This is a genomic window from Geobacillus sp. 47C-IIb, assembly GCF_014679705.1.
Classification (GTDB): domain Bacteria; phylum Bacillota; class Bacilli; order Bacillales; family Anoxybacillaceae; genus Geobacillus; species Geobacillus thermodenitrificans.
The window spans coordinates 2,288,100-2,313,945 of the sequence record NZ_CP061473.1 but is presented as its reverse complement, the minus strand read 5'-3'; the positions used below and the strand labels follow the sequence as shown (position 1 = coordinate 2,313,945).

Here is a 25,846-nt window from a genome sequence, read left to right as displayed (position 1 = left end):
ATTCCTCTCGTCTTAAAAGTGATTTATCTCCGATACAAGTTGTTTCACTTCATTGTAAAGCTTCTCCGTCATGTCGCAGCATTCCATAAGCGAAGAACCAAGTAGTTCAAAAATGCGATTCACCTTTTGCGCATAGTTCTCAGGTTTATGCTCAAATGTTTCAATCAGCTTGATTGCCTTCTTTTCGTTAATGCAATAAGCATGATTGCATGCAAATATTACTTGATTTAAACATGAAATCATACGAAAAACATGGCCTGCAATATAATATTTATCATTTGCTTTTACATTTTTCTTTACAAACAATAAAGAAAATTCTGCTTCAAACATAAAAAAGTCAATTAAACTTTTCCGCAAGGCAGCGGGATAAGTTTCCGCCCGTTTTTTTAATTGGCAGAAGGTTTCATCTTTCGCATATAGTATTTTGCTGATCGCCAATTCCCCCCGATACATGGCACTGATATAACCATGGGGATGCCCAGTCTGATAATCGGCAGTGACCATTCCTTGCTCGGTTTCTTTGATGATTTGTTCCACACGTTTGATATCACGTAAAATGAAATCGACATGATACCCATTGATGACCAGCCACCCACCTCCATTCACCCACTTTCCCCATGCTCCAGGAGGGAAAACAAGGTTGCTTCTACGCTCGTCGTCCAATTCTGCAGCAACCTGGTTCATCGCATTGAGATCAAATAATTCTGCGTTGTAATAGATACCGAAATCAATATCCGAATCCTCTTCATGAGTCCCCCTTGCACGAGAGCCCCCCAACACAACGCCTTCAATAAAAGGAAGACAGGATAACTTTTCTGCTACTGATTGAATCATATGATTGACCATCCAAGCCCGCACCTTTCGTCAATGACCTTCCATAAAATTCCCATCAAATCTTTTTCCATTATACCTCATAAAAGTCTAGATGGCTTCAAATCTGGAAATCGGAATTTTATTTTTGGGATCACACCTGCTGTCCATTTTCAATAACCTCGTTCCTCTTCTCACGTCCCTATTCGAAATAAACTTGTTTTTCGGTTTTTAGAAGAAGAAAAAGGGAAGAACGTGGATGTTTCTTCCCTCTTGGTTTCGCCATATGTGTATTCAACTTTCTTTGATCGATCAATGTTTTTTCTCTATCCCTCTCTCCTGCTTCATCCAATAAGGAGCGGGAGATGGACTGTTTGTTTTTTTATCTGTTTTTCTTTATTTCACAATTCTTATATCTCCATTATTAGTTGTTAATTTGATTTGGTTTTCTCCGTTACCAATCACAGTGTCCCAGTTAGAATTCCCGAAAACAGTCACTTCACCATTTTTTGTTTTGATATCTAGGACTGCATTTGTTGGCTTTTGATCTGTTTTAATTTCAATATCACCATTGTCGGATTCAAATGTTAATGAGCGATCCAAGTGATTGGTTTTCAGATAAATTTGTCCGTTATTGACGTTACCGTAAATTTCGCCTTCAATATTCTCAAGATGAATTTCCCCATTATCTGAATCAGCCTTTAACATCGTTGCAACGATATCTTTCATTTCTAAGTAACCATTTGCCAATTTCGCTTCAATATTGTTTATACGTAACTTCTCAGCCTGAATCTCTCCATTGTTCATGTCTACGTGTAATGACTCGTATACCTTTTCAGGTAAGTATACATCCAAAGTTAGGGATGTTCCCCTAAAATGAAAGAAATCAAAAAATGGTTTATCATCCTTTAGTTTGATCAATAAGGTGCCATCTTCCACTTCAACTGAAAAATAGTGATCCATTTTTTCTACGCTGGTCCCAGTCAATTGTACTTTTGTCTTTGAATCCTTGGTAGAAAAGATGTTCACATTTTCATCATTCGCTCTGATTTCAATGTCTGTGATGATTTTATCAGTCAATATTCTCTCTTCCGATACGGAAAATGGCTTACTTGCAGGCTTAAATGTGATCAAACTCCCGATTGCTCCAACTACCAATAGAATGAGCGCGAGAAAAGATATATGTCTAGTGTTAATCATGCTTTAAGCCTCCCTTGACCAGTGAAACATTATATCTTAAATAACGCACCAACAGATCAGTCAATCCCTTTGTGACGTACAACATGCCCCTAACAATGAACCAACCGCTTCCACAAAGCATTATCGAAAAGAAAAGACTGAACAGATCGAACATTCCAGGATGGTTGATTGCAGAAACCAGCAGTATTAATGGAGAGGCAATAAAAGCTACCCCTATAAACCACCCGACAAATACCACTGCCAGCAATGCCAAAAATGGTCCAAACACAGTTACAAAGTTAAAAAACCCCAATCCGATCACAGCCCATACTGCACGTAAAACATTTCCGGCCGTGGCGCTTGTCTCGATCTTTTCGATACGGGAAACAGCAGCGATCTCTTTGGCGATCTGTTTCGGGGAACCAAGTGATTGAGAAATTTCCTCTTCAGATTTTCCATTAGCCATTCCAATGTAAAAATGCTCTTCAAAATCTTGTATAATTTCTTCACGTTCTTCGTGAGGAAGCTTTTTCAACTCCTTTTCAAGAGCCGTTAGAAATTGTTGTTTATTCATGTAATCCACCGTCCTTTATGATTTGATTGACCCCTTCAGAAAATTGCATCCACTCTTCATGAAGATTCCGAAGATGGTTTCTCCCTTTTTCCGTGAGCTTGTAATATTTTCGAGGAGGACCTTCATTCGACTCCTGCAAATACGTTGTCAAATAATCCTCTTTTTTCAGTCTCCTTAATAAGGGATATACCGATCCTTCTGAAATAACCATTTGCTCCGAAATTTTTTGAACGATCTCATAACCGTAACGATCCTGCTTATTCAATAGTGCAAGTACACATAGCTCTAATACTCCTTTTTTAAACTGCGTGTTCATTGGGGTGTTACCTCACTCTCACTACTATTTATTGCACAGTACTGTGATAAACAAATCCCTTTCAACAAACAATATACCATACAGTATTGTTTATTACAAGGTACTGTTTTTTATTTAAATATTTTTACTCAACATATCTAACTGAAACAGGCATCTCAGGAGCAATAGATGAGCGCCCTAAGATGCCTGTTCTTTTACCATTAAAGTGGAAAGATTTTATGATATAGTTACGCCCCAACAATATCTTCAGAATTCTTATTCATCTCATCGATAATACTAATAATCTTCCGCGCGTCGTCCATGTTGTCTTTAAAAAGCTCGACAATGCTGCTGACGGTTTTAAACGGTTCTTCCTGCAGCATCCGCTTGTCCATGACTCCGTTTTTCACAAAATAATCGACAATCAGTTTGACAAAACGGCTTTGCTGGATGTTCAACCGCTCGCTTGATAAAAATTCGGAAAACGCTTCGTTGGCAGCCTGCGGGTCAAGGCCGACGATTTGGCGGACGAGCTTTGTAATCGGTGTATCGCCGAATTCTCTTTGATAATCGTCTTTTGTGCCAAGCTCGTTCCAAAGGATATGCTCGAGCGTTTTCAAATCTTGCACCGTTAACTTTTTGTTGTTTCGTAGCTTTTAAATGGCCATCTGGTCGCGATGTTCGTGCAGATAATGCTCCACCTTTTCCGATAACTTTTCAGATCATTGACAGTAAACATTGGACCGTTTTCTTTGACTTCTAGCACTTGGTCTTTAAAGTTCGTATAGTAAATTTTTTGCGTTTCTTTTTCAAGGAATTTCACTAAATCGCGCAACGCTTCGCGAACAGCTTCCAATTCAAAACTATCGGCTTCGCTCCAAAACTCTTCCGTCTACACCTTTTCGATGATGCATTTTTGTTCCTGCACTTGCGGAATCGATCCGAGCTTAGATAACGCTTCTGTGGTGCGAATCATGCTCCGAATTGGCTTCGTCGCATTTTTTGTTTGCAACTTCGCCAACTCAACTGTATACATCAGCAAATCAAAGCGCTTGGCCAGTTCATCATCGTTGAGCGGAACAATGAGCGGTGCAATATGTTCTTTGATTTCATTGACATCCATCGCCGTTAAACAGTTCCATGCTTCCCGGTTTTGGAACTTGTGTACATATGGGATATGTTGGCGTACGCGGAAGTTTTCTTCGTTTAGCCGACGGATTTCCGCCACCACTTCGTCAATCAAGGCATGGCGATAAACTGTATACTCTTACAGTATCGTTTCAATCCCTTATAGGTACGATAAAAACAAGCCGGCCATAACATCGAAATTCGTGTGGCTCGGATGTTTCAATTCCTCATAGGTACGATACAAACCCTTTTGAAACTCAACTAAAGATTCGATCAGTTCCCGTTTCAATCCCTCATAGGTACGATACAAACAAAACTGCGCGGCAAGGTGTTTTGTTGACGTGCCGATAGTTTCAATCCCTCATAGGTACGATACAAACACAACGCATCCTTTTCCTATACGGTGATGAAGGGAGTTTCAATCCCTCATAGGTACGATACAAACTTGTATGATGTTATCAGCATGTACGGTGAACCATTTAGTTTCAATCCCTCATAGGTACGATACAACCCCGCCTTGCTTTGCTTGCGCTCCTCTATCTTCTGTTGAAGTTTCAATCCCTCATAGGTACGATACAAACCTGCCGCTGGAGTCTCACCAACGGCAGGAGTTTCTAGTTTCAATCCCTCATAGGTACGATACAAACGAATTTTACTGGCGAGATTTATGCAGGGAAGAAAAGGTTTCAATCCCTCATAGGTACGATACAAACTTCAGAAGGGGCATCGGGTAGGGTACGGAAACGAGGGTTTCAATCCCTCATAGGTACGATACAAACTTATCCCCCCAAATACAGATACAATATCACAATCATGTTTCAATCCCTCATAGGTACGATACAAACCCTCAATTACATGACCATTGTCGATGATCTTCACAGTTTCAATCCCTCATAGGTACGATACAAACGATTGTTTGGGTGAGCGTCAATAATGTCCAGGCGCTGTTTCAATCCCTCATAGGTACGATACAAACGACCGCCAGTGGTCGTGTATCGAACGCCGTATGCATGTTTCAATCCCTCATAGGTACGATACAAACTCGCAACGGCATATTTACATCGACAAGCCCACGTTTGTTTCAATCCCTCATAGGTACGATACAAACGTTGGTCACGCTGTATAAATTCTCGTCCGGGTTCGGTTTCAATCCCTCATAGGTACGATACAAACGCAGTGACTACCGATAAGATCGCTAACGGTGCGATAAAGTTTCAATCCCTCATAGGTACGATACAAACGCGTGATCTTCACGCGGACGAGGGACGGACAAAGAGGTTTCAATCCCTCATAGGTACGATACAAACGCGTCTATACAAAGTGGTCGCCTGTATTTCGAGGAGTTTCAATCCCTCATAGGTACGATACAAACTTCCACGAGCGAAGAAGATAGCCGTGTATATATCAAGTTTCAATCCCTCATAGGTACGATACAAACGGATTCTGCCGATTAACCCACGCAGCAATGCGCTTGGTTTCAATCCCTCATAGGTACGATACAAACAAGCGGCTGCGAGATGACAACGACGCGACCAACCCGGAGTTTCAATCCCTCATAGGTACGATACAAACTCTCAAACGTTGAAAAAGTCGTCTATTTTGACGGACCGATGTTTCAATCCCTCATAGGTACGATACAAACTCTCAAACGTTGAAAAAGTCGTCTATTTTGACGGACCGATGTTTCAATCCCTCATAGGTACGATACAAACTGAACGCGTCAAACCCGAGCGCCTTGAGTTTTTTCACGTTTCAATCCCTCATAGGTACGATACAAACAAAACGCCAACCCAGGCGGGTTAGCCGATTGCCTCGTGTTTCAATCCCTCATAGGTACGATACAAACGAGTTTTATTAGAATTTTATTGCCTATTTATATATGTTTCAATCCCTCATAGGTACGATACAAACCTAGAATATTGCTTTCATATGCCGCGTGGCGTTTGATGGTTTCAATCCCTCATAGGTACGATACAAACGACGTGGACATGCTCCGCAATGATGTTGTCGATATGTTTCAATCCCTCATAGGTACGATACAAACACCAAGTACCGTAAAATGCTTGAACTCGGTGTTTTGTTTCAATCCCTCATAGGTACGATACAAACTACGGGTGATCAGTCCGTAGTTCACCTGCCTAGTGAAGTTTCAATCCCTCATAGGTACGATACAAACGTTATCAAGTTCTTCCGCATTCACACCATTTTGAATGTTTCAATCCCTCATAGGTACGATACAAACCCCAAAAAGTGCTGTTATATCAAGCTTTTTCATCCCATGTTACCTTCAGAATAACACGGTCGAAAAATTCCGTCAATCATGTTCGTCCATGATGGCTGTAGGGAATCAGCAACAAAAATAAGTGTCGTCGACCCCCTGGGATTTTTGCACGATTGGAGGTCGACGACAAACGAAGTTCGCTTCTTGCTTTCTCGAGCCCTCACATGAGCCTTTTCCTTTTGCTGTTTTCCACTACTTCCATCAGCAATCCGAGCAGCTCACCCATCACCGTCACGTCGCATCATTTCGCCACCATCCGTTTCGCGGTGTCCACCTTTTCTTTCTCGATTCCTTGCCGCTCGTACGGAGATGATCCACTCCATTCCTTGTTTCGCTTCCTTCGTCTCCATTGGTTCACCTCGTTTCGTAATTGGCGCTCCTCTTCCTCAAATAATCACAAATACGTCTCGAACAGTCCGAACAACCGCCGCTGCCTCGCCTCGTCAAGTCCCGTTGTTGGTTCATCCTACACATAAATAATAAATTTTTCCCGTTTTATTTGATTGGATATCCAGAATATTGCTCTTGTTTTCCTCTTTTTTCATGATTATTTTCTCAAGATTTTCTCCATAGACTTTCCCTTTGCTAGCTCATCTATTAACTTATCCAGATAACGAATGTTCTGCATCAACGGATCTTCAATCTCCTCTACTCGAACACCACATATTACTCCTTTAATCAAAACCCGGTTCGGATTTAATTGCGGAGCTTCAGCAAAAAATGTCTCAAAGTCTACCTGTTTTTCCAACTGAGCTTCCAACTCATCCTGGGTATATCCTGTCAACCAACGGATAATTTCATCCACTTCTGATTTCGTACGCCCTTTTTTCTCTGCTTTCGCTATATAGTTTGGATAAACTTTTGAAAAACTCATTTTATAAATTTTATGTGTGGTCATCATACATCCCCCATCATTTTAATATTCGCAATAACTTATCATTTAATTATACCATTGCTTGTCATGTAATCGCCTGATTTTACAGAATGCGGTTTTCTTGTGCTCTATGCTTGAAAATGATAATCTGCCTTATCTTTTGCTGAAAGGGGATGGTCATTTCTTCGTTACACATTGCGAGCGTTGGTAGGAGATAAAGCAAGCGCGCTGATCATCAAGGGGGTGAAATGAAACAGGCCCGGAAATCGGAAAATGATGTTTTCCCGAGCTCCGGACCTGAATCGGACATTTATTTTTGATTGAGGCGGAATCACATCCGTAATTTTCGCTTGGCCACACATTCTCCGTGGCTTAAATGGTCATCGCGGACATATTTGATGGAGCAGTGTTTGTCTTTTTGTACTCAATTGGATGGTACAGAATCCATTTTTCCTCTTACTTTTTCAGGCAATTCTTCAGGCTGAACTTCTTCCCACTTTTCTACAAAAGATCCTTTGGCATTCACTTTTAAAATGGCCTTTTCTTTTAACACTTTTCCTGCAGTAAATGTAATTTCCTTTTCTTCCCCATCTTCTGTATAGCCAGTAAGAGTGTATTTATATCTTTGACCATGCGGGGCAGGGTCTTCATAAATTTGGACATAAATGACTTCTTTCGGAATAAAAGGATTGATGTGATCTCTATCTTCTTCCGGAACAATCGTAAAAAATCCAACGAATACGACAACAAGAGCAATGATCATCCCTATGATTTTTTTCATGTTCTACCTCTCCTTATTTGTCCATTATCGAAATACGTATTCTTTTAAATGTTTATTGTAACTATGACTCATAATGATAAAATATATGATTTGCAAGCCCAAAAACCCTAAAATGGTGATAACGCCTGATTGGAATACATGAAAATATCCACCTTCCCTCTGTAACACATGTAGAGCGAAACCTGTTTCAATAATCGCTAACAAGAAGGGAAGGAAGAAAAGAATGGCCATCTGAATCGTCGAGATTTTCACCATTTCTTTTTCGCTTAACCCAATCTTTGCAAGTGATTTGTATTTTTTTCTTTCCTCGTATAGATCAGCAAATAATCTAAAATACAAGAAGCTCCCAGCCGCCAAGAAGAAAATGATAGCGATAAACAAGCCGATAAATAAGCTTAAACTTGGCAATTGGACCGTCTCAAAATATCGAACAGCTTTTGAAAAGTACTGGGCATTAGGATTGAATGTTTCACCTACGATTTGGCTTTGAATCTCTTGACTGATTTCCAAACTTTCTTTCCAATTTTCGAATTGAAAACCGTACATCGTACTTAACTCATGATTCTGTTCCAGCTGTCTAAACGTGTTATGATCTACAACCAATATATCGCTAAGGTAAAATACCGGCTCTTCAATGGACTGTAACGTAATCGACATTTGCTGGTCGTCTGTTAGCAATTTCGTCTTATTACCATTTACAATGGTATAACCTCCCCGTTTTGCCTCCCCATAATATATCCCTTCTCCATCATGAATATTCGGAGCTTGTAACTCAGGGAATTGTTTTACCCAATCTTGATGTGAAACGACTAAAACCGGATAGCTCATTGGTCCTTGCCGGGCTTCAATCGCTTTGAATATGGTTTGTTGGTAATCAATATTTTCTTGTTCTAGTTTTTCCTTAATAAATTCCAACTGCTTCTTTTCATCCTGATTCGTTGCATAAGACAGAAATTCCATTGCATATGATGTTTCTGCTGTGGAAAACATCAATTTGTATGTTGCTAATGTACCGGTTGCGGTAAAAGCTACAGCCGAAACAATACTTACGATAAAAAAATAGACGAGCGTTATCTTTGATGCGGTACGTTAAATCTGAAATCCATAGCAGATTGATTCCTTTTCTATACATTTTCTTATTTCTTTTCAATAGTTGTATCATCCAGACGCTTAACTGACTATAAAACAAGTACGTTCCGATCACCGTACACAAAGTAATAACCACGGCACTTCCCATATCGATGCCCGCAAATAAAGACATGCCAAATCCTGTTCCTAAAAATAAGATGCCGAGAACAGAGAAAAGGATAGATGGCTTCGGTTCTTTTTTAGGCTTTTCTGACCCCTTTAGTAAAGAAATGACCTCCTCAGAGTGAATAGTAAATAACATAAATTGTGAAATAAGGATAAACAGAAGAAGAAATACGCCGACTGTTATCCCCAGTGCTTCTAAAGGAAAATAGAGTTGCAGCGGCTCCATTTTGACCATATATGCTCCTGCGATAAAAAAGAATTTAGCAAGCACCGTTCCACCTAATATACCTGTGATGATGGAAGCAAGACCAATGAATACATTCTCCAATGTAATGAGCCATCGAAGTTGTTTAGGAGATGCTCCATGAATGGTGAGAATTCCAAATTCCTTTTTCCGTGTCTTTAAAAAAGTACTTAAAGAATAAAGAATAAAGAAAATGGAAAAGCCAAAAATAATCCACTCCGCAAATTTCATGCCTTTTTTGGCAATGTTGTTCATATAACCTGTTTCGAGCGCAGGGTGGAAGATAAACATGGCAAACATAAAGAAAATCATTACTGCAAACGAGCTGCTTAAATAAAAAGCCATGTACGCCCTTAAATTACGTGTAATATTTTTATAAGCGAACTGTGGAAAAGTCATCTCTATCCCCACCTAACATTGATAAAACATCCATAATCTGTTGGAAAAATGCCTTTTGATCCGTTCCTCTATAAATTTCGTTGTACAATTTACCATCTTTAATAAAAATGACTCGATGACAATAACTTGCAGCATATGGGTCGTGAGTGACCATCAACATCGTTGTTTGATCGTTTTCGTTAATCATTTGCAAGGTCTGCATCACGTCTTTTGATGCTTTCGAGTCTAAATTTCCAGTCGGCTCATCCGCTAATAGTAACTTAGGTTGATGAATGATTGCTCTGGCAATCGCCGTACGTTGTTTCTGTCCGCCAGATACCTCATATGTCCGTTTCGTTAAGATGGCATCAATCCCTAATTTTTTTGATATGGTTTTTACTTTCTCCTCAATCAACTCCGGGTCAACATTTTCCAATGTTAGAGGCAGCATAATATTTTCCTCTAATGTTAATGTGTCTAACAAATTAAAGTCTTGAAATACAAATCCTAATTCTTTCCGCCTGAATTCGGCTAACCTTTCTTTTTTTAACTGATGCGGATCCTGCCCGTTAATCAGGACTTTTCCTGATGTGGGTTTATCAATTGTAGAAATGAGATTTAATAATGTTGTTTTTCCTGACCCCGACGGCCCCATAATTCCAATAAATTCTCCTTTTTCTACACTGAACGATACATTGGTTAAAGCTTGGAATGCTACCTTTCCTTGATAAATTTTGTTTATTTCTTTTACTTGTAACACTTCTTCCATTTGAATTCCCTCCAGCAACTGACTTTGCATGTTCATTGTACAAGGGATATAAACTGAGAAACATAGATCTTTCCTTACACCTGTCTTACACTTTTGTAAGAAAACATATTAAAAACCTCACCTCAAAATGGGTGAGGTAAGGTTTTGATTCTCATTACGGTCTGTTCGAAGAGCCCTTTTTCTGGAAAAGTTGTTTTCGAAAAAATTTTCCCCTCAATAAACAGTGGTTTATTTTCCAAGATTATCTTAATAAACTCTTTCATACAATAAATAAAGCTTACTTGACATATCGGTTTTTAATCATTATAGTAATTTTACGTGTCAGGAGGGATTGACGATGAATATTTACCTAATTATTTTTAACATTGCTATATTGCTGTTATTGATTGGTGTTTTGGTCTACATGCAAAAGAAACATGTTTCCTTCTCCAAACGGGTGTTTACTGCTCTTGGACTAGGAATCGTCTTTGGGTTTGCATTGCAGGGAGTGTATGGGGCTGGTTCCGCTATCGTCCAGCAGTCCACCCAATGGTTTGACATTGTCGGCACAGGATATGTCAAGCTATTGCAAATGATTGTTATGCCATTAGTTTTCATTTCTATCGTTATGGCGTTTACTAAACTTTCTGTCTCTAATCATTTAGGGAAAATTGCCACGCTCATTATTGGTCTATTATTGGGTACTACGGCGATCGCCGCTTCGATCGGCATCATGTCCTCATTAGGATTTCAATTAGAGGCGATGGAAATTCCTTCAGGAGAAGCGGAACAAACGCGCGGACAGGAGTTAGAACAAAAATATGAACAAATTCAAAACCTGTCTTTCCCGCAAAAAATTATCGAACTGCTTCCGGCCAATCCATTTTTAGATTTCACGGGACAACGCAGCACATCCACTATAGCGGTTGTTATTTTTGCGGCCTTTGTCGGCATTGCTTATTTAGGGGTTGCCAGAAAACAGCCTGAACAAGCGGAAATGTTCAAAAAAATAGTGGATGCCTTATACGCTATTGTCATGCGTATCGTCACGTTGGTGCTCCGCTTAACGCCTTATGGAATTTTAGCCATTATGTCCCGGGTCACTGCGACAAGCGATATAAACACAATCGCAAAACTAGGAAAATTTGTTGTCGCTTCTTATATTGCACTTTTCGTTATGTTTGCCATTCATTTGATCATTTTAGCGTTGGCCGGACTCAACCCTATTACTTACGTGAAAAAAGTGCTTCCGGTACTGTCGTTTGCATTCACTTCCCGTTCAAGCGCAGCCACTCTTCCATTGAATGTGAAAGCACAAACAACCGCGCTTGGCGTTCCGGAAGGCATTGCCAACTTTGCCGGCTCATTTGGGCTGTCAATTGGGCAAAATGGCTGTGCTGGCATTTATCCTGCCATGCTTGCCGTGATGATCGCGCCAACCGTCAACATCGATCCAACTTCCCCTTCCTTTATTTTGACGCTGATTCTAGTCGTCACCATCAGTTCATTTGGGGTTGCAGGCGTTGGCGGTGGGGCTACGTTTGCGGCGATTTTAGTGCTATCAACGATGAATCTGCCAGTAGCATTAGCAGGATTGCTCATTTCCATAGAGCCGCTGATTGACATGGGAAGAACTGCCTTGAACGTCAGCGGAAGCATGACCGCTGGTGTAGTCACCAGCCGCATCACTAAAGAATTGGATGTAAATGTCTATAACGAAGAAACGCAAAAACTAGAAGCATAAGGTTTAGGTTTCTCACTTTCACGCACGCCAAAACACCTAGTTGCACTTGCACGCGGTAAATGAAAGAAAAAATAAATATGGCAAACAGGTATCGGCTAAATAGATACGTGTAAATGAAATACGGCATGGGTTCAGTATTCACGAGAACCCATGCCGTATTCGTTTGTGCTTCTTCAACCATTTGCAGCGAAACGGAAACATGTCCTGGCACCACAGATTATAGAAAAAAATTCTGTTCTTCGACGGGAGTAAGCAATCGCTCCCATTTTTCAATTCCATCCTGTATAAACACCCGCTAAAAATGAGCAATTATTTAGTGAATAGCATACTAGAAGAGAGAGGAGGAAGACGCCTTCCTCCCCCACTTACTCATCGGGCTCCGCCTTTCTCATTCGTGGAAGTAGGGGGATCCTGTGCTAAAACGATGAAACTGCTCAGCGTTGAACATTCAACGTGAACCAGTCTACCTTATTCGAGTGAATGCTTCTTCCCCTGCGCCTTTACTCCCTAACAAAAAAGAGAAACAGGAACCTGTCCCGTTTCTCTGGAAAAATGGTTGCTTTTTCATCCTAACCCGTTCAGTCAACTGGATAGAGAAGGATGTTCTTGTTATATGAGCAAAACTTTCCTTCGGTTTTTGGCAAGAAGAGTTTTTAACAAGAGTTTATTTACGCTCTTATCTTTAACGCTAATCGAGCTACACTTTCTACATGAGCCGTATGAGGAAACATATCAACAGGCTGGACTTCGATCGTTTCGTAACCCCCATCCTCTAAGATGCGCAAGTCGCGGGCCAAGGTGGCTGGGTTGCACGAGACATAGACGACGCGCGGCGGTTTCATGGCCATGATCGTCTCGAGCAGCGCCGCGTCACAGCCTTTACGCGGAGGGTCAACGACGAGACAGTCGGCACGAATGCCTTCTTCGTACCAACGCGGGATGACGTCTTCAGCAGCGCCGACAGCGAACGTGACGTTTGTGATGCCGTTGAGCGCCGCGTTGCGTTTGGCGTCTTCGATCGCTTCGGGGACGATTTCAACGCCGTAGACATGTTTAGCCTTTTTGGCTAAAAAGAGCGAGATCGTGCCGATGCCGCAGTAGGCGTCAATGACTGTCTCCGTTCCGGTTAGCTCAGCGTATTCAAGCGCTTTGTCGTACAGCACTTTCGTCTGTTCCGGGTTGACCTGGTAAAATGAACGAGCCGAGATGGCGAATTGGATGTCGCCAATTCGGTCGGTGATGAACTCACTTCCCCATAATACCCGCGTTTTCGCTCCGAAAATGACGTTCGTCCGCTCAGGGTTGATATTTTGCACGATCGATTTGACGTCAGGGATGTCGCGGATGATGTCGCGGACAATCTCTTGTTCGTGCGGCAAACGTTCGGTGCGGGTGACGAGCACGACCATCACCTCACCTGTTGCCGCTCCGTAGCGGGCGACAATATGACGGAGCACGCCGCGGTGGGTGAGTTCATCGTACGGTCGGACACCATAGCGCTCGGCGATCCGTTTCACTGCTTGGACGACGACATCATTTTTCTCCTGTTGGATGAAACAAGCGTCCATGTCGATGATCTCGTGACTTCGCTCTTTGTAAAATCCGGCGATCAGTCCCCCTTCGCGCTCACCGACTGGCACTTGTGCCTTATTTCGGTAGCGCCATGGGTTCTTCATCCCGATGACCGGATGGACGGTGACGTGTTCTAGCTTGCCGATGCGGGCGAGCACTTCTTTCACTTGTTTTTCTTTCGCCTTCAGCTGTCCTTCGTAGCTTAGATGTTGCAGCTGACAGCCACCGCATTGGCGATAAACGGGACAGGGCGGCTCGACGCGGTCCGGGCTCGGTTCGTACAGCTCGATGAGGCGGCCGTACCCGTACCCTTTTTTCACCTTGATCACTTTCACTTTCGCCCGCTCGCCTGGAAGCGCGTTTTTCACAAACAACGGAAAGCCATCCACTTTCGCGACGCCAAGACCGTCGTGAGTCAAATCTGTGAATGTCACGTCATAGTAGTCGTTTTTGGCGACCGGTGCTTGTTGTTTCGCCATGTCGTTCCCCTTTCTGACCATCGTGTATGTTTAGCGTGCCCCTTCTAGCGTGAGGACATAAGAAAAGAACAGGCTTATGGCCCTGTTCTCACTTGTGCTGCTTTTTCTTTTGGCATGAATACTTCGAGATGGCGGTATAAGTTGACAAACTCGCCCGGAAGCATGCCGCCGAATTCGCCGTCTAAGTTCAGCTGCATCGAAGAGCGTACTTTCACCCGATTGGCTTTCGTGTAAATGACATGCGGGTCGTTAATGTGCTCCCCGCGCGCCGCTAGCGTGACGAGACGGATAAACTCAGCCAAATTCGTTTTCTTGACAATGATGAAGTCAAACAGGCCGTCATTGAGTGACGAATCAGGCGCTAATTTTTCAAAGCCGCCGACCGAGTTGGTCAGCGAGACTAAAAACATCATGATTTCGCCTTCAAATAGTTTGCCGTCATACTCAATTTGCGCCTCCGTTGCCTTAATCGACGGAAGCATTTCAATCCCTTTTAAGTAATAGGCCAGCTGGCCGAGCATCGTTTTCAACTTACTTGGCACTTCATAGGTGAGCTCGGTCAGGCGCCCGCCGCCCGCGATATTGATGAAATAACGTGTCTGGTCTTCATTGGTGACAGAGCCGATGTCAATCGCGACAGGTTCACCCGTGGCGATCACCTCGCACGCCCCTTCGATCGAACGCGGCACACCGATAGCACGGGCGAAATCGTTCGTCGTCCCAACAGGGATCACGCCGAGCTTCGGGCGGTATGGCTGATTCGCAATGCCATTGACCACCTCGTTAATCGTTCCATCGCCGCCTGCCGCCACAACGAGGTCAAATTCCCTCTCGGCTGCTTGCCTCGCTGCTTTCGTCGCATCCCCCGGCCCTTCAGTGGCGTGGCATGACGTTTCATATCCAGCCTTTTCTAATCGGACGAGCACATCGGGCAAATGGCGCTTAAACAGCTCCCGTCCCGATGTCGGATTATAAATCACTCGAGCTCGTTTCATTCATCATCAACCTACTTCCTCTTTTTCCATCCTTGAAAAGGAACCTTCCACTATTCCACATCATAGCGAAACGGCGCTCCCTGCGCAACTATGAAGCAGAAAAAGCGCCCTTGGATCGACCAAAGGCGCTAGAGACAGCTGAATTATTCGTTCGTGTTCGTTTGTTGCCCCGAAGCAGTAGGTGGGTTCACGGGTGAGGCTGGTGTCCCGCCTTGGGCGATATTTTCAAGCAGCTGCTTGACATCGATGCCAGTTGACGCTTTTAACGTCTCCTGCAAGCTCGCCATTAAGTTCGTCGCATAACCGGTGACGCGGTTGGCACCGCCTCCCGCTCCTGAGCCAGTGTCGACAATCGTCAACTTCTCGATATTGGACAGCGGGCTCGCCACTTGTTTCGCATATTCCGGAAGCATCTTGATGATCATGTCGAGCACGGCTGCTTGGCCATAGCGTTCGAACGCTTCGGCGATTTTTTGTTTCGCTTCCGCTTCGGCGAGACCTTTCAGGCGGATAATTTCCGCTTCTGCTTCCCCTTTTGCTTTCTCAGCCTCAGCTTTCGCCAACCCGTCGAGGCGGATGCGCTCGGCTTCCGCTTTGGCGAGCGTTTCGACGCGGTATTTTTGCGCATCGGCTTCGGCGATTTGTTTCGCTTTTTCCGCTGCCGCTTTTTGCTCGATCGCATAGCGCTCGGCATCGGCTTTTTTCTTCACTTCTGAATCGTATTGCCGTTCGCGGCGTAAAATTTCTTTTTCTTCGAGCTCGATTTGTTTTTGCCGCTCGATGATTTTAATTTGCATTTGTTGAGCCATAACTTCTTGTTTTGCTTTCGCTTCTTCGAGATGGTACGCTTGGTCGGCACGCGCTTTGGCGATATCTTGCTCTTGGCGGAATTCGGCGAGTTTCAGCTGATTGATTTTTTCCGCCTCGGCGATTTCCGTCATCCGCTCTAACTCTGCTTTGCGCGCTTCCTTGTCAGCTTCAGCCCGCTTGATGCGCGTCTCTTTTTCTGCCTCTGCTGTCGCGATATCGGCGTCACGTTTCACCTGAGCGATGCGCGGCTTCCCGAGCGCGTCAAGGTAGCCGTTTTTGTCGCGCACATCTTTGATCGTGAACGAGACGATGACAAGCCCCATTTTTGCGAGATCTTGTGAGGCGACACGCTGTACTTCTTGAGAAAATTTGTCGCGGTTTTTATAAATTTCTTCAACCGTCATCGACCCGAGGATGGAGCGAAGATGGCCTTCAAGCACTTCACGCGCTTCGTTTTCCATGTCTTGGCGCGTTTTGCCTAAAAACTGCTCGGCTGCGGTCGCAATTTCGCCGATCGAACTGCCGACTTTAATGAGCGCCACCCCGTCCGCCATCACGGGCACCCCTTGCTCCGTATACACTTCCGGCGTTTGCACGTCCAGCTTAATCGACAATAAACTGAGCGGCTCAGCCTGTTGGAAAATCGGCACAACAAACGTACCGCCGCCGCGGACGATTTTAATTTTGTTTCCTGACTCATCAACATGGACGTTTTTGTTTCCTAAGTAGCTGCCTGTGACAATAAGCGCCTCATCCGGACCGACTGTACGGTAACGAGCAATAAAAATAGCAATGAGTCCGATGAGAAGCAAGACAACGACACCAACTACAATCAACCATGGTTCAACAGTCATGACATTTCCCCTTTCGTTATGTTAGATGGAAAGCTGATACGGATCGTGCCTCGCCACCACAGCGATGCCGTTTTCCATTCGCACGATGATGACCTCTTCCCCTGACGGAATGGCTTCATTGTTCATGCTCTTCGCCGCTTTGGCCACTGCACCGCTTTTACGGGAGATGAGAATTTCACCAAACCCATCCGGCGGCACGGACACGATCACCTTCGCTAGCGACCCTTCCAATTCGGCGTCCGTATACCCAAGCGAAGCCTCAGCCGACCGAAGCGGCAAAAAGACGAAAAAGTGCAAAAGCAGTACAACAATAAGTGCCACTCCAACGCTCAGCCAAATGATCCAATGAGACGCCCAATCCGTATACCATTCCGCCAACAGTCCAACCGCACTTGCGACGATGAAAAACGATAAAACCAGCTGCGGGCTAAACAGCGGATGAGCGGCCACATCGAACAAACCGTCAAGCACATCGCTGAAGAAAAAATACAAAACCGTCAATAGTGCGCTGACCACCAGCACCGCTCCGTATACGACTTCAGGCGGATAGCCAAACAACTTCTCCCTCCCTCCTTTCCCCTCACCTATTCATACGACCGAAGCCGTTAGAGGTTTCATGATTTTTCCACCTCCATCAATATTCGACAACATTCCTCATGTTTCCTGTCTCCAGAGAAAAAACATACATTCTGTTCACAAACGATTGTTCCTAGGTTCAGAAAATCAAGTCCAAAAAAATTGGCTGACCCATCCATTGAGTTGTTCAGAACAAATACTGGAACCAAGAGTACAACAACAAACAAATACGAACGACAGAATGTGTTTGTAATGATGCCAGCAATGAGCGTGGCGATGCCGATGCCCTTCCGTCATGACATGCTCGCCCCACCTTTACTACAATGAATGGCCAAAACATCAGCAACAATCTGCTGATCCACCCATGCAAAGAACATATCAGGGCACTGACCGCTCGCTTTCGTAAGCGTGAATCCCGAATCATGAGGAAGGCAACAACATGAGTCATACAAAAACGGTGCTCTTAATCATACGGTTCCTCTCCTACATGAATGATCGTTATCCGTTACATGTGATGAAAATATTGTAGGTCACATTCAGGTTCCCCAACAAGCGCAGTGGAGTGAAAAAAGAAAAAGATATACAAAAAGGACCTATCCCTGCTATAATGCTAATTAGAAAAAAAAACCAAGATTAGAAGAAAACGTTCATGAACGTTCAACAATATGTCATTGTCAACCTACCTACATGTAGAAAGGAGCATTCCCGTTAGGAGCTTTTCCGGGGACTTGATCAAAAAAAGCCCTCTTGGTATGATGCAGGGGTGTCAACCACATCACTCACCATACCAAGGAGGACTTCAGATGAATTGTACACAAAACTATAAAATTGATCAAGTCACCGAACAAACGCTTGTCGTGGGTATTGATATCGCGAAACGAACCCACTACGCCTGCTTCGTGGATGACCGGGGGCGCGTGCTTCGCAAATCGTTCCCGATCTTCCAGTCGAAAGAGGGGTTTCAACAGCTGTATAAAGCGATTCAGGGGGCGATGCAAGCGTTCGGGAAGTCAGAGGTGATCGTCGCCGTGGAGCCGACCGGGCACTACTGGTTGAACCTGGCCTACTTCCTCGAGGAGCACGGGATCCCGTTGGTCATGGTCAACCCGGCGCATGTGTGCCGGTCGAAAGAACTTGATGACAACCTGCCGACGAAACACGACGCCAAAGACGCCCTGGTCATTGCCAGACTGGCAAAAGACGGACGATTCCTCGTTCCCCGGCTGCTGCACGAGATTGAAGCCGATTTGCGCGTGGGGAGCACGCTCAAAGAGAAAGCTCCGCAAGGAACAGACGGCGGTGAAAAACGCGATCGTCCGCTGGACGGATCGGTATTTTCCAGAGTTTTGGACCGTGTTTCGTGACTTGGGGAAAACGGCGCTTTCGGTGTTGGAGTGGACGCCGCTTCCGGCTGATATGGCGGGTCGGACCGCCGAGGAGCTCATCGAGGTGTACCGGCAAAGCGAAGGGCTGAAATGCCCGCAGAAGGCCAAAATTCAGGCGTTGATCAACGCCGCGAAGGACTCCATTGGGGTGACGGAAGGGACGACGATGGCCCGGTTTGAGATCGCCGCGCTCGTCCGCCGATACCGCCAATTGGAGGCGGAGATCGCCGCACTGGACGCCGAGTTGAAGGCATTGGTTCAAACGACGATGGAGTACCAATGGTTGAAAACGGTCGACGGGTTGGGAGACGCCACGATCATCGATCTGCTGGCGGAGATCGGCAGCTTCGCCCATTATCGGGACCCGCGCCAATTGGTGAAGTTGGCGGGCCTGACGCTCAAGGAGAACTCCTCCGGCCAGCGCAAAGGGCAAAAGCACATCTCCAAACGGGGACGGAAACGGTTGCGCTCGGTGCTGTTTCGGGCGGTGATTCCGCTGATCCGGCACAACGAGGCGTTTCGCGAGCTGCATGAATATTACACAACCCGCCCCGTCAACCCGCTGACCGGAAAGCAGTCCATCGTCGCCTTGTGCCGGAAGCTGTTGAATGTGCTGTTTGCGATTTGTACGAAGAAACAAGCGTTTGACGCGGAGCGAATGAAGCAGGACGTCTTGTCCCAAGTGCAACGGGCGGCCTAAGGCCTCCCCCTGCGAACGGAAGAATCGTTGGACAACGAGATGACACCGGAGAAGCTGGCGTGATTTCATCCATTCGACCTTGAGTCCCTAAAGGAGCTTGGCCGGCCTCCGCCTGATGACGAGACCGAACGAGGGAATGTTGGCGCGAAGACGCCCGGAGACATGGGAGGGTTCGTCCTCATCAGCGACGCGGAGATCCAAAGGGTGCATCGAATATGCTTCTCCCCACGTCAGGAAAATATAACCAGCCATGGCCGCGAAGCGCACCCTAGGTCTGTAAGATATCCACAAAACTGAAAAAGGATGTAAGGGATTTTGTCGAAAAATATTTTTTGGACACCCCTGAGAGGCCGAAAAGCCTTGATAAATCAACATTTCTAGAGGGAGGAGTTTCGTTACCAATGGGTATTAGTGGATTTACTTAAGTGATAAATAATGACTGGGGGTTTTCTTGCACTTTTTTCAACTAGACAGGGGGAGCAACAGATGCCAGATGTGACTATATCGATTTGGACTGCTGTGGTCGGCTTTTTTCTCAGTTTCTTGGCATACTTTTTTTAAAAAATGGTGTCCTTCTTTATATGTATATATCCTCACTGCTATACTCGGAATCGGATGGATCGTCTATGTGTTCTTAGATCAAGGGTTTATAAAAACGGTGCCTATTTTTTTTATATTTGTATTTAGCTTTTTTAGCTCTCCGGTACCAGAAAGAAGCAAGGTCCAATTGCAGGAGATCATCGATCAACTAAAAGAACAAGGCGCGAGAGAAATTGTCTTGTCTAAAAATAAAGAGCGCCTTCTAGTGGATTTCTTATTTTCCGGATTGTTTATAGTCATCGCTGTTCTTTACTTCCTTTTCGGACCGGATTCCCCGATCACGCTCATACTTTTATATAGCTTCGTCTCTCTTGTCGTTGGACTGACAAAAGAGTGGAGTTGTTTCGCTCTCTCCGCCTTTTTTACGCAGAACACGAAGAAGTACTATATGCTGTATCTTTGTTTGAAACAAAAAAGTATCCATTGGAGGAACTTTCAGAAGTCAGCGTTCAAACCCGGCCGGATGTGTTGCAACTATTCCAGCTTTTTTCTTTATTCTCTCCTAACATGGACTATACGACCAGCATGGGGAAAACGTGGAAGCTATCTTTTTCCGGTGAAAAAGTCTATTTCACTCCGGATCCATCGGAATCAATGGCATTTCTCCTCAAAGAAGAAATACATAAAATGGAAGAGGTCGAAGTAAAGCCTTTCTATCATCAAAACAATTGGAAACGTCTTTTAGGAAAATGGTATTTTGCAGCCACGGTGAAAGGGGTGGGAGCTTATGCAGCTCTCATCACACTGTTTACTTTGATGGGGATCGGACCGATCGTAACAACCATTGTTATGGTACTATTTTGGATATTCAATCTATGGATTTCTGATCGCGTATTAAAAATCGCTTTAGATATGAAGAAAATAGACGATCCCGATTTGCTGCCAATCATCGAGAAAGTCTTTTCACGTGCCGGCCTTTCCCATGTCGATATTTATGTCACGGAATCGGCCGAATATAACGGTTTTGCGATAGGCGCGAATATTGGTCGATCATTGGTAGCGTTGACTTCAGAAACGCTGAAACTTCCCCATGAAGCCATTGAAGGCATTTTGGCTCATGAGGCGATTCATGTGAAAAAGCGAGATGTCTTGATGGGACAGTTATTGCGATTTTTGTTGATTGGGTTGGTTTTGGCTGGTGTTTTCCTTTTCTATAAAGCTTTCCAAAATTGGCTGGAACATGCTCAAATCTTTGTTTTTCTCAGCCTTTGGCTCTTGATTTTTCTGCTTCCTGCTTTCCAATCTCTATTCACACAGTGGATGGAAGTACGGGCAGATCATTTAGGAGCAACGCTGTTGGACGGTGGGAATGCTCAAATGGCTAACAGCTTGACGATCCTGTGTGAATATCAAGATCGAGCATTGGAAAAGTCTGCAGGATACTACGTTACTTTTGAAAAAGAGCAAGAAGCGAATAAAAAGGACAAAAAAATCTCTTCCTTAGAAAGAGATTCTTGGTTTTTCAGATTTTTGGAATTCCAGTTTATGTCCCATCCACCCATGTATTGGCGTGTTCATTCACTTCAAACAACAGAAACCGGATGGAGCATCGGAAAAATTAAATTATGGTGGTGCAGCCGCTTCCGGGAGTCGTTGCCCAATTGAAACTGTAGGTGAGCAGACTTACTCATCTCAATGGTCAACTGAGCTCTCCTCGTGAGATCTCGTCGTTATACACATGAGACACGAACCTCCTTGTGACTCGTGATGGGCATACGCCTATTGTAATCAAGGAGTTCGGTTCGTGTCTCTTTTTTGGTCGTCAATCAATTAGATAATTGGCTTATTTATTGTTATAGAAACTTTCCTAAATTGCACGAATTTGAGGACACCCTCTTTTCAATCCATTCAAACGCCACGTTAAATAATGAAGACTTTATCATCGCCACAAATACAAAACTAGTAACGATTAAGCCTAGTCAGAGTATTTCAAAGCTATATTTTTTAATTGTGTGTAATTTCTCAATGCTTCTAGTCCTTTTTCTCTCCCGAACCCACTTCGTTTATATCCGCCGAAAGGCATTTGAATACCTCCGCCTGCCCCATAATTATTGATAAAGACCTGTCCAGATTGAACCCTTTCTGCAACACGATGAGCTCTCTTTACATCTGATGTCCAAATGCCTGTCACAAGCCCAAATTTAGTCCCGTTAGCCATTTGAATGGCTTCCTCTTCCGATTCAAACGTAAGTACCGTTAACACAGGTCCAAAAATTTCTTCCTGAGCTAATGGACTATTTGCATCCACTTCATCAACAATAGTGGGCTGTACATAATATCCTTTCTCATTTCCTGGAATCATTACTCGCCGTCCACCTACAAGTATCTTCCCTTCTCTCTCTGCAATCGAGAGGAAATTCTGTATGATGTCAAACTGCTTTTTTGAAATAATAGGTCCAATATCAACATCCTCTATACCCGGACCAATTGTCATGTTTTTAAATCTTTCTACTAAAGCTTCTACAAACGAATCTTTGATCGATTTTTCAATAATGAGCCTAGAACCAGCCGAACAGGTTTGACCAGCGTTTTGTATAATTGACTTTACTATCCAATGTAAAGCTTTCTCTTTATCACAATCTGAAAATACAATATTTGGAGATTTCCCTCCTAGTTCTAACGTAACAGGAACGACGTTCTTAGCTGCAGCCTGCATAACAGATATTCCTGTTTCTACCGATCCAGTAAATGTCACATGGTCAATATCTGGATGCGATGCCAAAGCTGCTCCTGCTTCATGTCCAAATCCTGTCACTACGTTGAATATTCCGTTTGGAAGGTTTAGTTCGTCGAAAAACTCTGCCAACTTTAACGTAGTTAAAGGAGCATCTTCAGCTGGTTTCATGACAACAGCATTTCCTGCCGCGATTGCTGCTGCGGCACTTCTTGAAGAAATTTGAATAGGATAATTCCATGGAATAATATGTGCTGTGACACCGAGCGGTTCACGAATAGTATAATCTAATATTCCCGGCTCAACTGGAATGGTTTCCCCCATTATTTTATCGGCAACCCCTCCGTAAAACTCAAAATATCGTGCCGCTGCCTCCACATCTGCATATGACTGAGACAAAGGCTTTCCGACATCTAATGTTTCTAATCGTGCCAACTCATCTTTACACTCTCGTATTCTTTTAGCCATCTCAAGCAAAATATAACCTCGTTCATGCGGTTTCACGTTCCTCCATTGCTGTGACTCAAATGTTCTTCGTGCAGCTTCAACTGCATCATTTACATCTTCGCTATTACCACGAGGAACTTGAGCAATCGGCTCATAGTTTGCAGGGTTGAAAACGGTGATTGCCTCTCCTGATTTACTATCGATCCATTTTCCATCTACATACATTTTTCGTTTTTTCATGCCCATCCCCTTACTTTAAATAATGATCATCGCAAAACCCCTTATATGCATCTCACTGCTATATACATATGCAAGATGAAGAGTTAACCTCCCGCATCATCCTGCAATCCAAATAGCAATTGCTCCAAAGATCCCGTAGATGCCATCTGCAAACTAGGTTGCAGGGCAAGAAGTTCTGTGCAGGCGAGGACAAATGTTGATTTTTCAATGCGCCTGTATATAATGAGTGATTATCTCAACCCATCATAAGAAAGGGCGATGATGATACTTTCGCCCCTATTAAAATTTTTTCTTGGAGTATCTACTCCCTATCTGCAACAGTTTTATATCTTGTTATGACCCTGCTGGATATAAATCAACAAAACATGGATTCCTCATATACCGCGTCCACCGTCGACATGAATAACACTCCCTGTAATCATATGTGCCTCGTCTGAGCAAAGATATAAAGCGGTACTCGCTACATCCTCTGGTTGGATTAATTCCCCTAACGGAATGCTTTTTTTGAATATTTCCTCCTTCACCACATTCACATCAGATCCGAGAGCTGCAAATTCTCCTAACATATCAGTATCACACGGTCCTGGATGAATCACATTGACTCTAATTTGGTAAGGGGCCAGTTCAAGAGCTAGAGCTTGAGAAAAGGACACAACTGCACCTTTAGAAGCGATATAGGATTGCAATCCCGGTCTTGGTCGGACGACAGAAATGGAAGCAACATTAACAATTGCCCCTTTGTTTCGTGTATCTTTCATAATCTGAACCGCTTCTTTACAAAGCAAAAATAAAGAAGTAACATTTGTATTTAAAATCTTCATCCATTTATTTAAAGACACTTGTTCAATCGGTTCAGCTTGTTGTGCTATCCCTACAAAGTTGACAAGTGCATCTATTTTGCCAAACTGATTTCGAATCTCCTGAAATACTTGCTTTACTTTTTCTTCATTTGTTACGTCTACAGCCAATGGATAAAAGTGATCGGCTGTCTCCGGTATCCCTCTAGGATAAAGGTCGAGGGCCACAACATGTGCCCCCTCATCTAAAAAACGCTTTACGGCTGCTTTCCCCATACCTCCTGCTGCTCCTGTTACGATAACGACTTTGTCTAGAAAGCGCATACACAATTGATCTCACCTCTCTACCTTTAGCCCATTATTTTGACTATTTGTCGAACGATTTCTTCTCCCATTTCAGCGGTTGTTGAATTGCCACCAAGATCCTCTGTCAATTTTTCTCCGTGCTCGGTTACCTTTTCAATTGCTTTTAAGATAATACTAGCTAAATCCTCTCTACCTAAAGATTGAAGCATTAGCGCTGCTGACCAAATTTGGGCAATCGGATTCGCTTTTCCCTTTCCCGCAATGTCTGGGGCTGACCCATGTACCGGCTCAAACATCGATGGAAATACCCCTTCCGGGTTGATGTTAGCGGAAGGCGATATACCTAGTCCCCCTACTAAAGCAGAGCCTAAATCTGAAAGGATATCACCGAATAAATTAGAGGCGACAATAACTTGAAGTGTATCAGGTCTTTGAACAAAGTATGCAGCTAAAGCATCAATATAGTACTTTTCTAATTGAATATCTGGATATTCGCTGGCAACATGCTCAATCACCTCGTCCCACAATTTCATCGAGTGGACTACCGCATTTGACTTTGTTGCATTTATAACTTTTTGATAACCATGTTTTTTAGCATATTGAAATGCATATCTTGCTATTCTCTCTGTTCCCTTCCTTGTGATGATTGTATTTTGAACAGCTATTTCTTGATCAGTTCCCTGATATATTCTTCCTCCACTATTAGAATATTCACCCTCTGCATTTTCTCTTACTATTACAAAATTGATAGGGCGTTCTTGATGGATAAATTGTTCAGGAATTCCCTTCAGTTTTTTCACAGGTCGAAGATTCACATATTGACAAAACCTTTTCCGTATTGGCATAATCAATTCCCACACAGATATATCATCAGGCACACGTGGGTCTCCGATAGCACCGAACAAGATGGCATCGTAATTCTTTAATATATCTAGACCGTTTTCTGGCATCATTCTCCCATGCTGCAAGTAATACTCTGAATTCCACAAAAACATATCTGCATGAAATTGAAATGTGTAATCTTTATATTTGAGTATCCGTAAAACTTTTAACGCCTCATTCATTACTTCAGGACCTATTCCATCACCTGGAAGAACTGCTATCCGAAACTCCCTCATTCT

At 43.7% G+C, this 25,846-nt stretch carries 19 protein-coding genes, 2 pseudogenes and 1 CRISPR repeat array; of the genes and pseudogenes, 3 read left to right on the top strand and 18 right to left on the bottom strand.

What is annotated here, in order from left to right; genetic code table 11:
- Positions 1–12 precede the first annotated feature (12 nt).
- From IC804_RS11700 to IC804_RS11660, 11 genes and pseudogenes are all read right to left on the bottom strand, one after another.
- A complete protein-coding gene (locus tag IC804_RS11700) occupies positions 13–846 on the bottom strand; it encodes a nucleotidyltransferase domain-containing protein (RefSeq protein WP_081157643.1) in 834 nt (277 codons plus the stop codon).
- Positions 847–1,206: 360 nt separating this feature from the next.
- Entirely contained in the window at positions 1,207–1,968 is a 762-nt protein-coding gene (locus tag IC804_RS11695; RefSeq protein WP_223812803.1) for a DUF4097 family beta strand repeat-containing protein, read from the bottom strand.
- A gap of 34 nt (positions 1,969–2,002) precedes the next feature.
- The gene (locus IC804_RS11690; RefSeq protein WP_029761512.1) at positions 2,003–2,563 is read right to left on the bottom strand and encodes an HAAS signaling domain-containing protein; all 561 of its coding nucleotides are present in this window, start codon (positions 2,561–2,563) and stop codon (positions 2,003–2,005) included.
- The gene (locus tag IC804_RS11685; RefSeq protein ID WP_008881400.1) at positions 2,556–2,879 is read right to left on the bottom strand and encodes a PadR family transcriptional regulator; all 324 of its coding nucleotides are present in this window, start codon (positions 2,877–2,879) and stop codon (positions 2,556–2,558) included. The genes IC804_RS11690 and IC804_RS11685 overlap by 8 nt, the downstream gene beginning before the upstream one ends.
- A gap of 227 nt (positions 2,880–3,106) precedes the next feature.
- Positions 3,107–4,125 (bottom strand): annotated as a pseudogene (locus IC804_RS11680) (type I restriction-modification enzyme R subunit C-terminal domain-containing protein); the annotation flags it as partial.
- A gap of 10 nt (positions 4,126–4,135) precedes the next feature.
- A CRISPR array of direct repeats spans positions 4,136–6,228; the repeat unit is 30 nt; unit sequence GTTTCAATCCCTCATAGGTACGATACAAAC.
- A 257-nt stretch (positions 6,229–6,485) separates the two neighbouring features.
- A complete protein-coding gene (locus tag IC804_RS18875; protein ID WP_255350162.1) occupies positions 6,486–6,617 on the bottom strand; it encodes a hypothetical protein in 132 nt (43 codons plus the stop codon).
- A gap of 197 nt (positions 6,618–6,814) precedes the next feature.
- The gene (locus IC804_RS11675) at positions 6,815–7,165 is read right to left on the bottom strand and encodes a DUF2200 domain-containing protein (protein ID WP_008881404.1); all 351 of its coding nucleotides are present in this window, start codon (positions 7,163–7,165) and stop codon (positions 6,815–6,817) included.
- A 400-nt stretch (positions 7,166–7,565) separates the two neighbouring features.
- Positions 7,566–7,922 (bottom strand): YxeA family protein, encoded by a 357-nt coding sequence (locus IC804_RS11670; protein ID WP_029761624.1) that lies wholly within the window; start codon positions 7,920–7,922, stop codon positions 7,566–7,568.
- Between the two features lie 24 nt (positions 7,923–7,946).
- Complete coding sequence (locus IC804_RS18600; RefSeq protein WP_223812802.1) at positions 7,947–8,882, bottom strand: FtsX-like permease family protein; 936 nt, start codon at positions 8,880–8,882, stop codon at positions 7,947–7,949.
- Positions 8,848–9,819: an FtsX-like permease family protein gene (locus IC804_RS18595; RefSeq protein ID WP_223812801.1), complete on the bottom strand. Its 972-nt coding sequence runs from the start codon at positions 9,817–9,819 to the stop codon at positions 8,848–8,850. The genes IC804_RS18600 and IC804_RS18595 overlap by 35 nt, the downstream gene beginning before the upstream one ends.
- Positions 9,794–10,567, bottom strand: coding sequence for an ABC transporter ATP-binding protein (locus tag IC804_RS11660; RefSeq protein ID WP_011886718.1), 774 nt, complete (start codon positions 10,565–10,567; stop codon positions 9,794–9,796). The genes IC804_RS18595 and IC804_RS11660 overlap by 26 nt, the downstream gene beginning before the upstream one ends.
- Before the next feature lie 337 nt (positions 10,568–10,904).
- Here IC804_RS11660 and IC804_RS11655 point away from each other — a divergent pair, with 337 nt between their 5' ends.
- Positions 10,905–12,290, top strand: coding sequence for an L-cystine transporter (locus tag IC804_RS11655; protein WP_011886717.1), 1,386 nt, complete (start codon positions 10,905–10,907; stop codon positions 12,288–12,290).
- Positions 12,291–12,958: 668 nt separating this feature from the next.
- Here the strand turns inward: IC804_RS11655 and rlmD are convergent.
- The 4 genes from rlmD to IC804_RS11635 all read right to left on the bottom strand — a co-directional run bounded on the left by rlmD (position 12,959) and on the right by IC804_RS11635 (position 17,558).
- Entirely contained in the window at positions 12,959–14,341 is a 1,383-nt protein-coding gene (gene rlmD / locus IC804_RS11650) for a 23S rRNA (uracil(1939)-C(5))-methyltransferase RlmD (protein WP_008881409.1), read from the bottom strand.
- Positions 14,342–14,415: 74 nt separating this feature from the next.
- Positions 14,416–15,336, bottom strand: coding sequence for a diacylglycerol kinase (locus IC804_RS11645; RefSeq protein WP_008881410.1), 921 nt, complete (start codon positions 15,334–15,336; stop codon positions 14,416–14,418).
- A 143-nt stretch (positions 15,337–15,479) separates the two neighbouring features.
- On the bottom strand, positions 15,480–17,000 hold the full coding sequence (locus IC804_RS11640) for a flotillin lipid rafts scaffold protein FloT (RefSeq protein ID WP_081157607.1): 1,521 nt from the start codon (positions 16,998–17,000) through the stop codon (positions 15,480–15,482).
- A gap of 21 nt (positions 17,001–17,021) precedes the next feature.
- Positions 17,022–17,558 carry an NfeD family membrane protein gene (locus IC804_RS11635; RefSeq protein ID WP_008881412.1) on the bottom strand — a complete coding sequence of 179 codons (537 nt, stop codon included), beginning with the start codon at positions 17,556–17,558 and terminating at the stop codon, positions 17,022–17,024.
- An 821-nt stretch (positions 17,559–18,379) separates the two neighbouring features.
- Between IC804_RS11635 and IC804_RS11630 the strand changes: the two are divergent.
- A pseudogene (locus tag IC804_RS11630) lies at positions 18,380–19,661 on the top strand (IS110 family transposase).
- A 933-nt stretch (positions 19,662–20,594) separates the two neighbouring features.
- On the top strand, positions 20,595–21,866 hold the full coding sequence (locus IC804_RS11625; protein WP_223812800.1) for a M56 family metallopeptidase: 1,272 nt from the start codon (positions 20,595–20,597) through the stop codon (positions 21,864–21,866).
- A gap of 310 nt (positions 21,867–22,176) precedes the next feature.
- On the opposite strand, the gene IC804_RS11620 is transcribed toward IC804_RS11625, so the two are convergent.
- The 3 genes from IC804_RS11620 to IC804_RS11610 form a co-directional block, all read right to left on the bottom strand.
- A complete protein-coding gene (locus IC804_RS11620; protein ID WP_029761619.1) occupies positions 22,177–23,622 on the bottom strand; it encodes an aldehyde dehydrogenase family protein in 1,446 nt (481 codons plus the stop codon).
- Between the two features lie 374 nt (positions 23,623–23,996).
- Complete coding sequence (locus tag IC804_RS11615; protein ID WP_233129504.1) at positions 23,997–24,695, bottom strand: SDR family NAD(P)-dependent oxidoreductase; 699 nt, start codon at positions 24,693–24,695, stop codon at positions 23,997–23,999.
- Between the two features lie 74 nt (positions 24,696–24,769).
- Positions 24,770–25,843 (bottom strand): tartrate dehydrogenase, encoded by a 1,074-nt coding sequence (locus IC804_RS11610; protein WP_190300602.1) that lies wholly within the window; start codon positions 25,841–25,843, stop codon positions 24,770–24,772.
- Positions 25,844–25,846: the final 3 nt, after the last annotated feature.

Coding starts and splice junctions, on each gene's coding strand:
- IC804_RS11700 (WP_081157643.1), bottom strand. CDS start 846: ATGGTCAATCATATGATTCAATCAGTAGCAGAAAAGTTATCCTGTCTT.
- IC804_RS11690 (WP_029761512.1), bottom strand. CDS start 2,563: ATGAATAAACAACAATTTCTAACGGCTCTTGAAAAGGAGTTGAAAAAG.
- IC804_RS11685 (WP_008881400.1), bottom strand. CDS start 2,879: ATGAACACGCAGTTTAAAAAAGGAGTATTAGAGCTATGTGTACTTGCA.
- IC804_RS18875 (WP_255350162.1), bottom strand. CDS start 6,617: ATGGAGACGAAGGAAGCGAAACAAGGAATGGAGTGGATCATCTCCGTA.
- IC804_RS11675 (WP_008881404.1), bottom strand. CDS start 7,165: ATGACCACACATAAAATTTATAAAATGAGTTTTTCAAAAGTTTATCCA.
- IC804_RS11670 (WP_029761624.1), bottom strand. CDS start 7,922: ATGAAAAAAATCATAGGGATGATCATTGCTCTTGTTGTCGTATTCGTT.
- IC804_RS18600 (WP_223812802.1), bottom strand. CDS start 8,882: ATGGAATTTCTGTCTTATGCAACGAATCAGGATGAAAAGAAGCAGTTG.
- IC804_RS18595 (WP_223812801.1), bottom strand. CDS start 9,819: ATGACTTTTCCACAGTTCGCTTATAAAAATATTACACGTAATTTAAGG.
- IC804_RS11660 (WP_011886718.1), bottom strand. CDS start 10,567: ATGGAAGAAGTGTTACAAGTAAAAGAAATAAACAAAATTTATCAAGGA.
- IC804_RS11655 (WP_011886717.1), top strand. CDS start 10,905: ATGAATATTTACCTAATTATTTTTAACATTGCTATATTGCTGTTATTG.
- rlmD (WP_008881409.1), bottom strand. CDS start 14,341: ATGGCGAAACAACAAGCACCGGTCGCCAAAAACGACTACTATGACGTG.
- IC804_RS11645 (WP_008881410.1), bottom strand. CDS start 15,336: ATGAAACGAGCTCGAGTGATTTATAATCCGACATCGGGACGGGAGCTG.
- IC804_RS11640 (WP_081157607.1), bottom strand. CDS start 17,000: ATGACTGTTGAACCATGGTTGATTGTAGTTGGTGTCGTTGTCTTGCTT.
- IC804_RS11620 (WP_029761619.1), bottom strand. CDS start 23,622: ATGAAAAAACGAAAAATGTATGTAGATGGAAAATGGATCGATAGTAAA.
- IC804_RS11615 (WP_233129504.1), bottom strand. CDS start 24,695: ATGGGGAAAGCAGCCGTAAAGCGTTTTTTAGATGAGGGGGCACATGTT.
- IC804_RS11610 (WP_190300602.1), bottom strand. CDS start 25,843: ATGAGGGAGTTTCGGATAGCAGTTCTTCCAGGTGATGGAATAGGTCCT.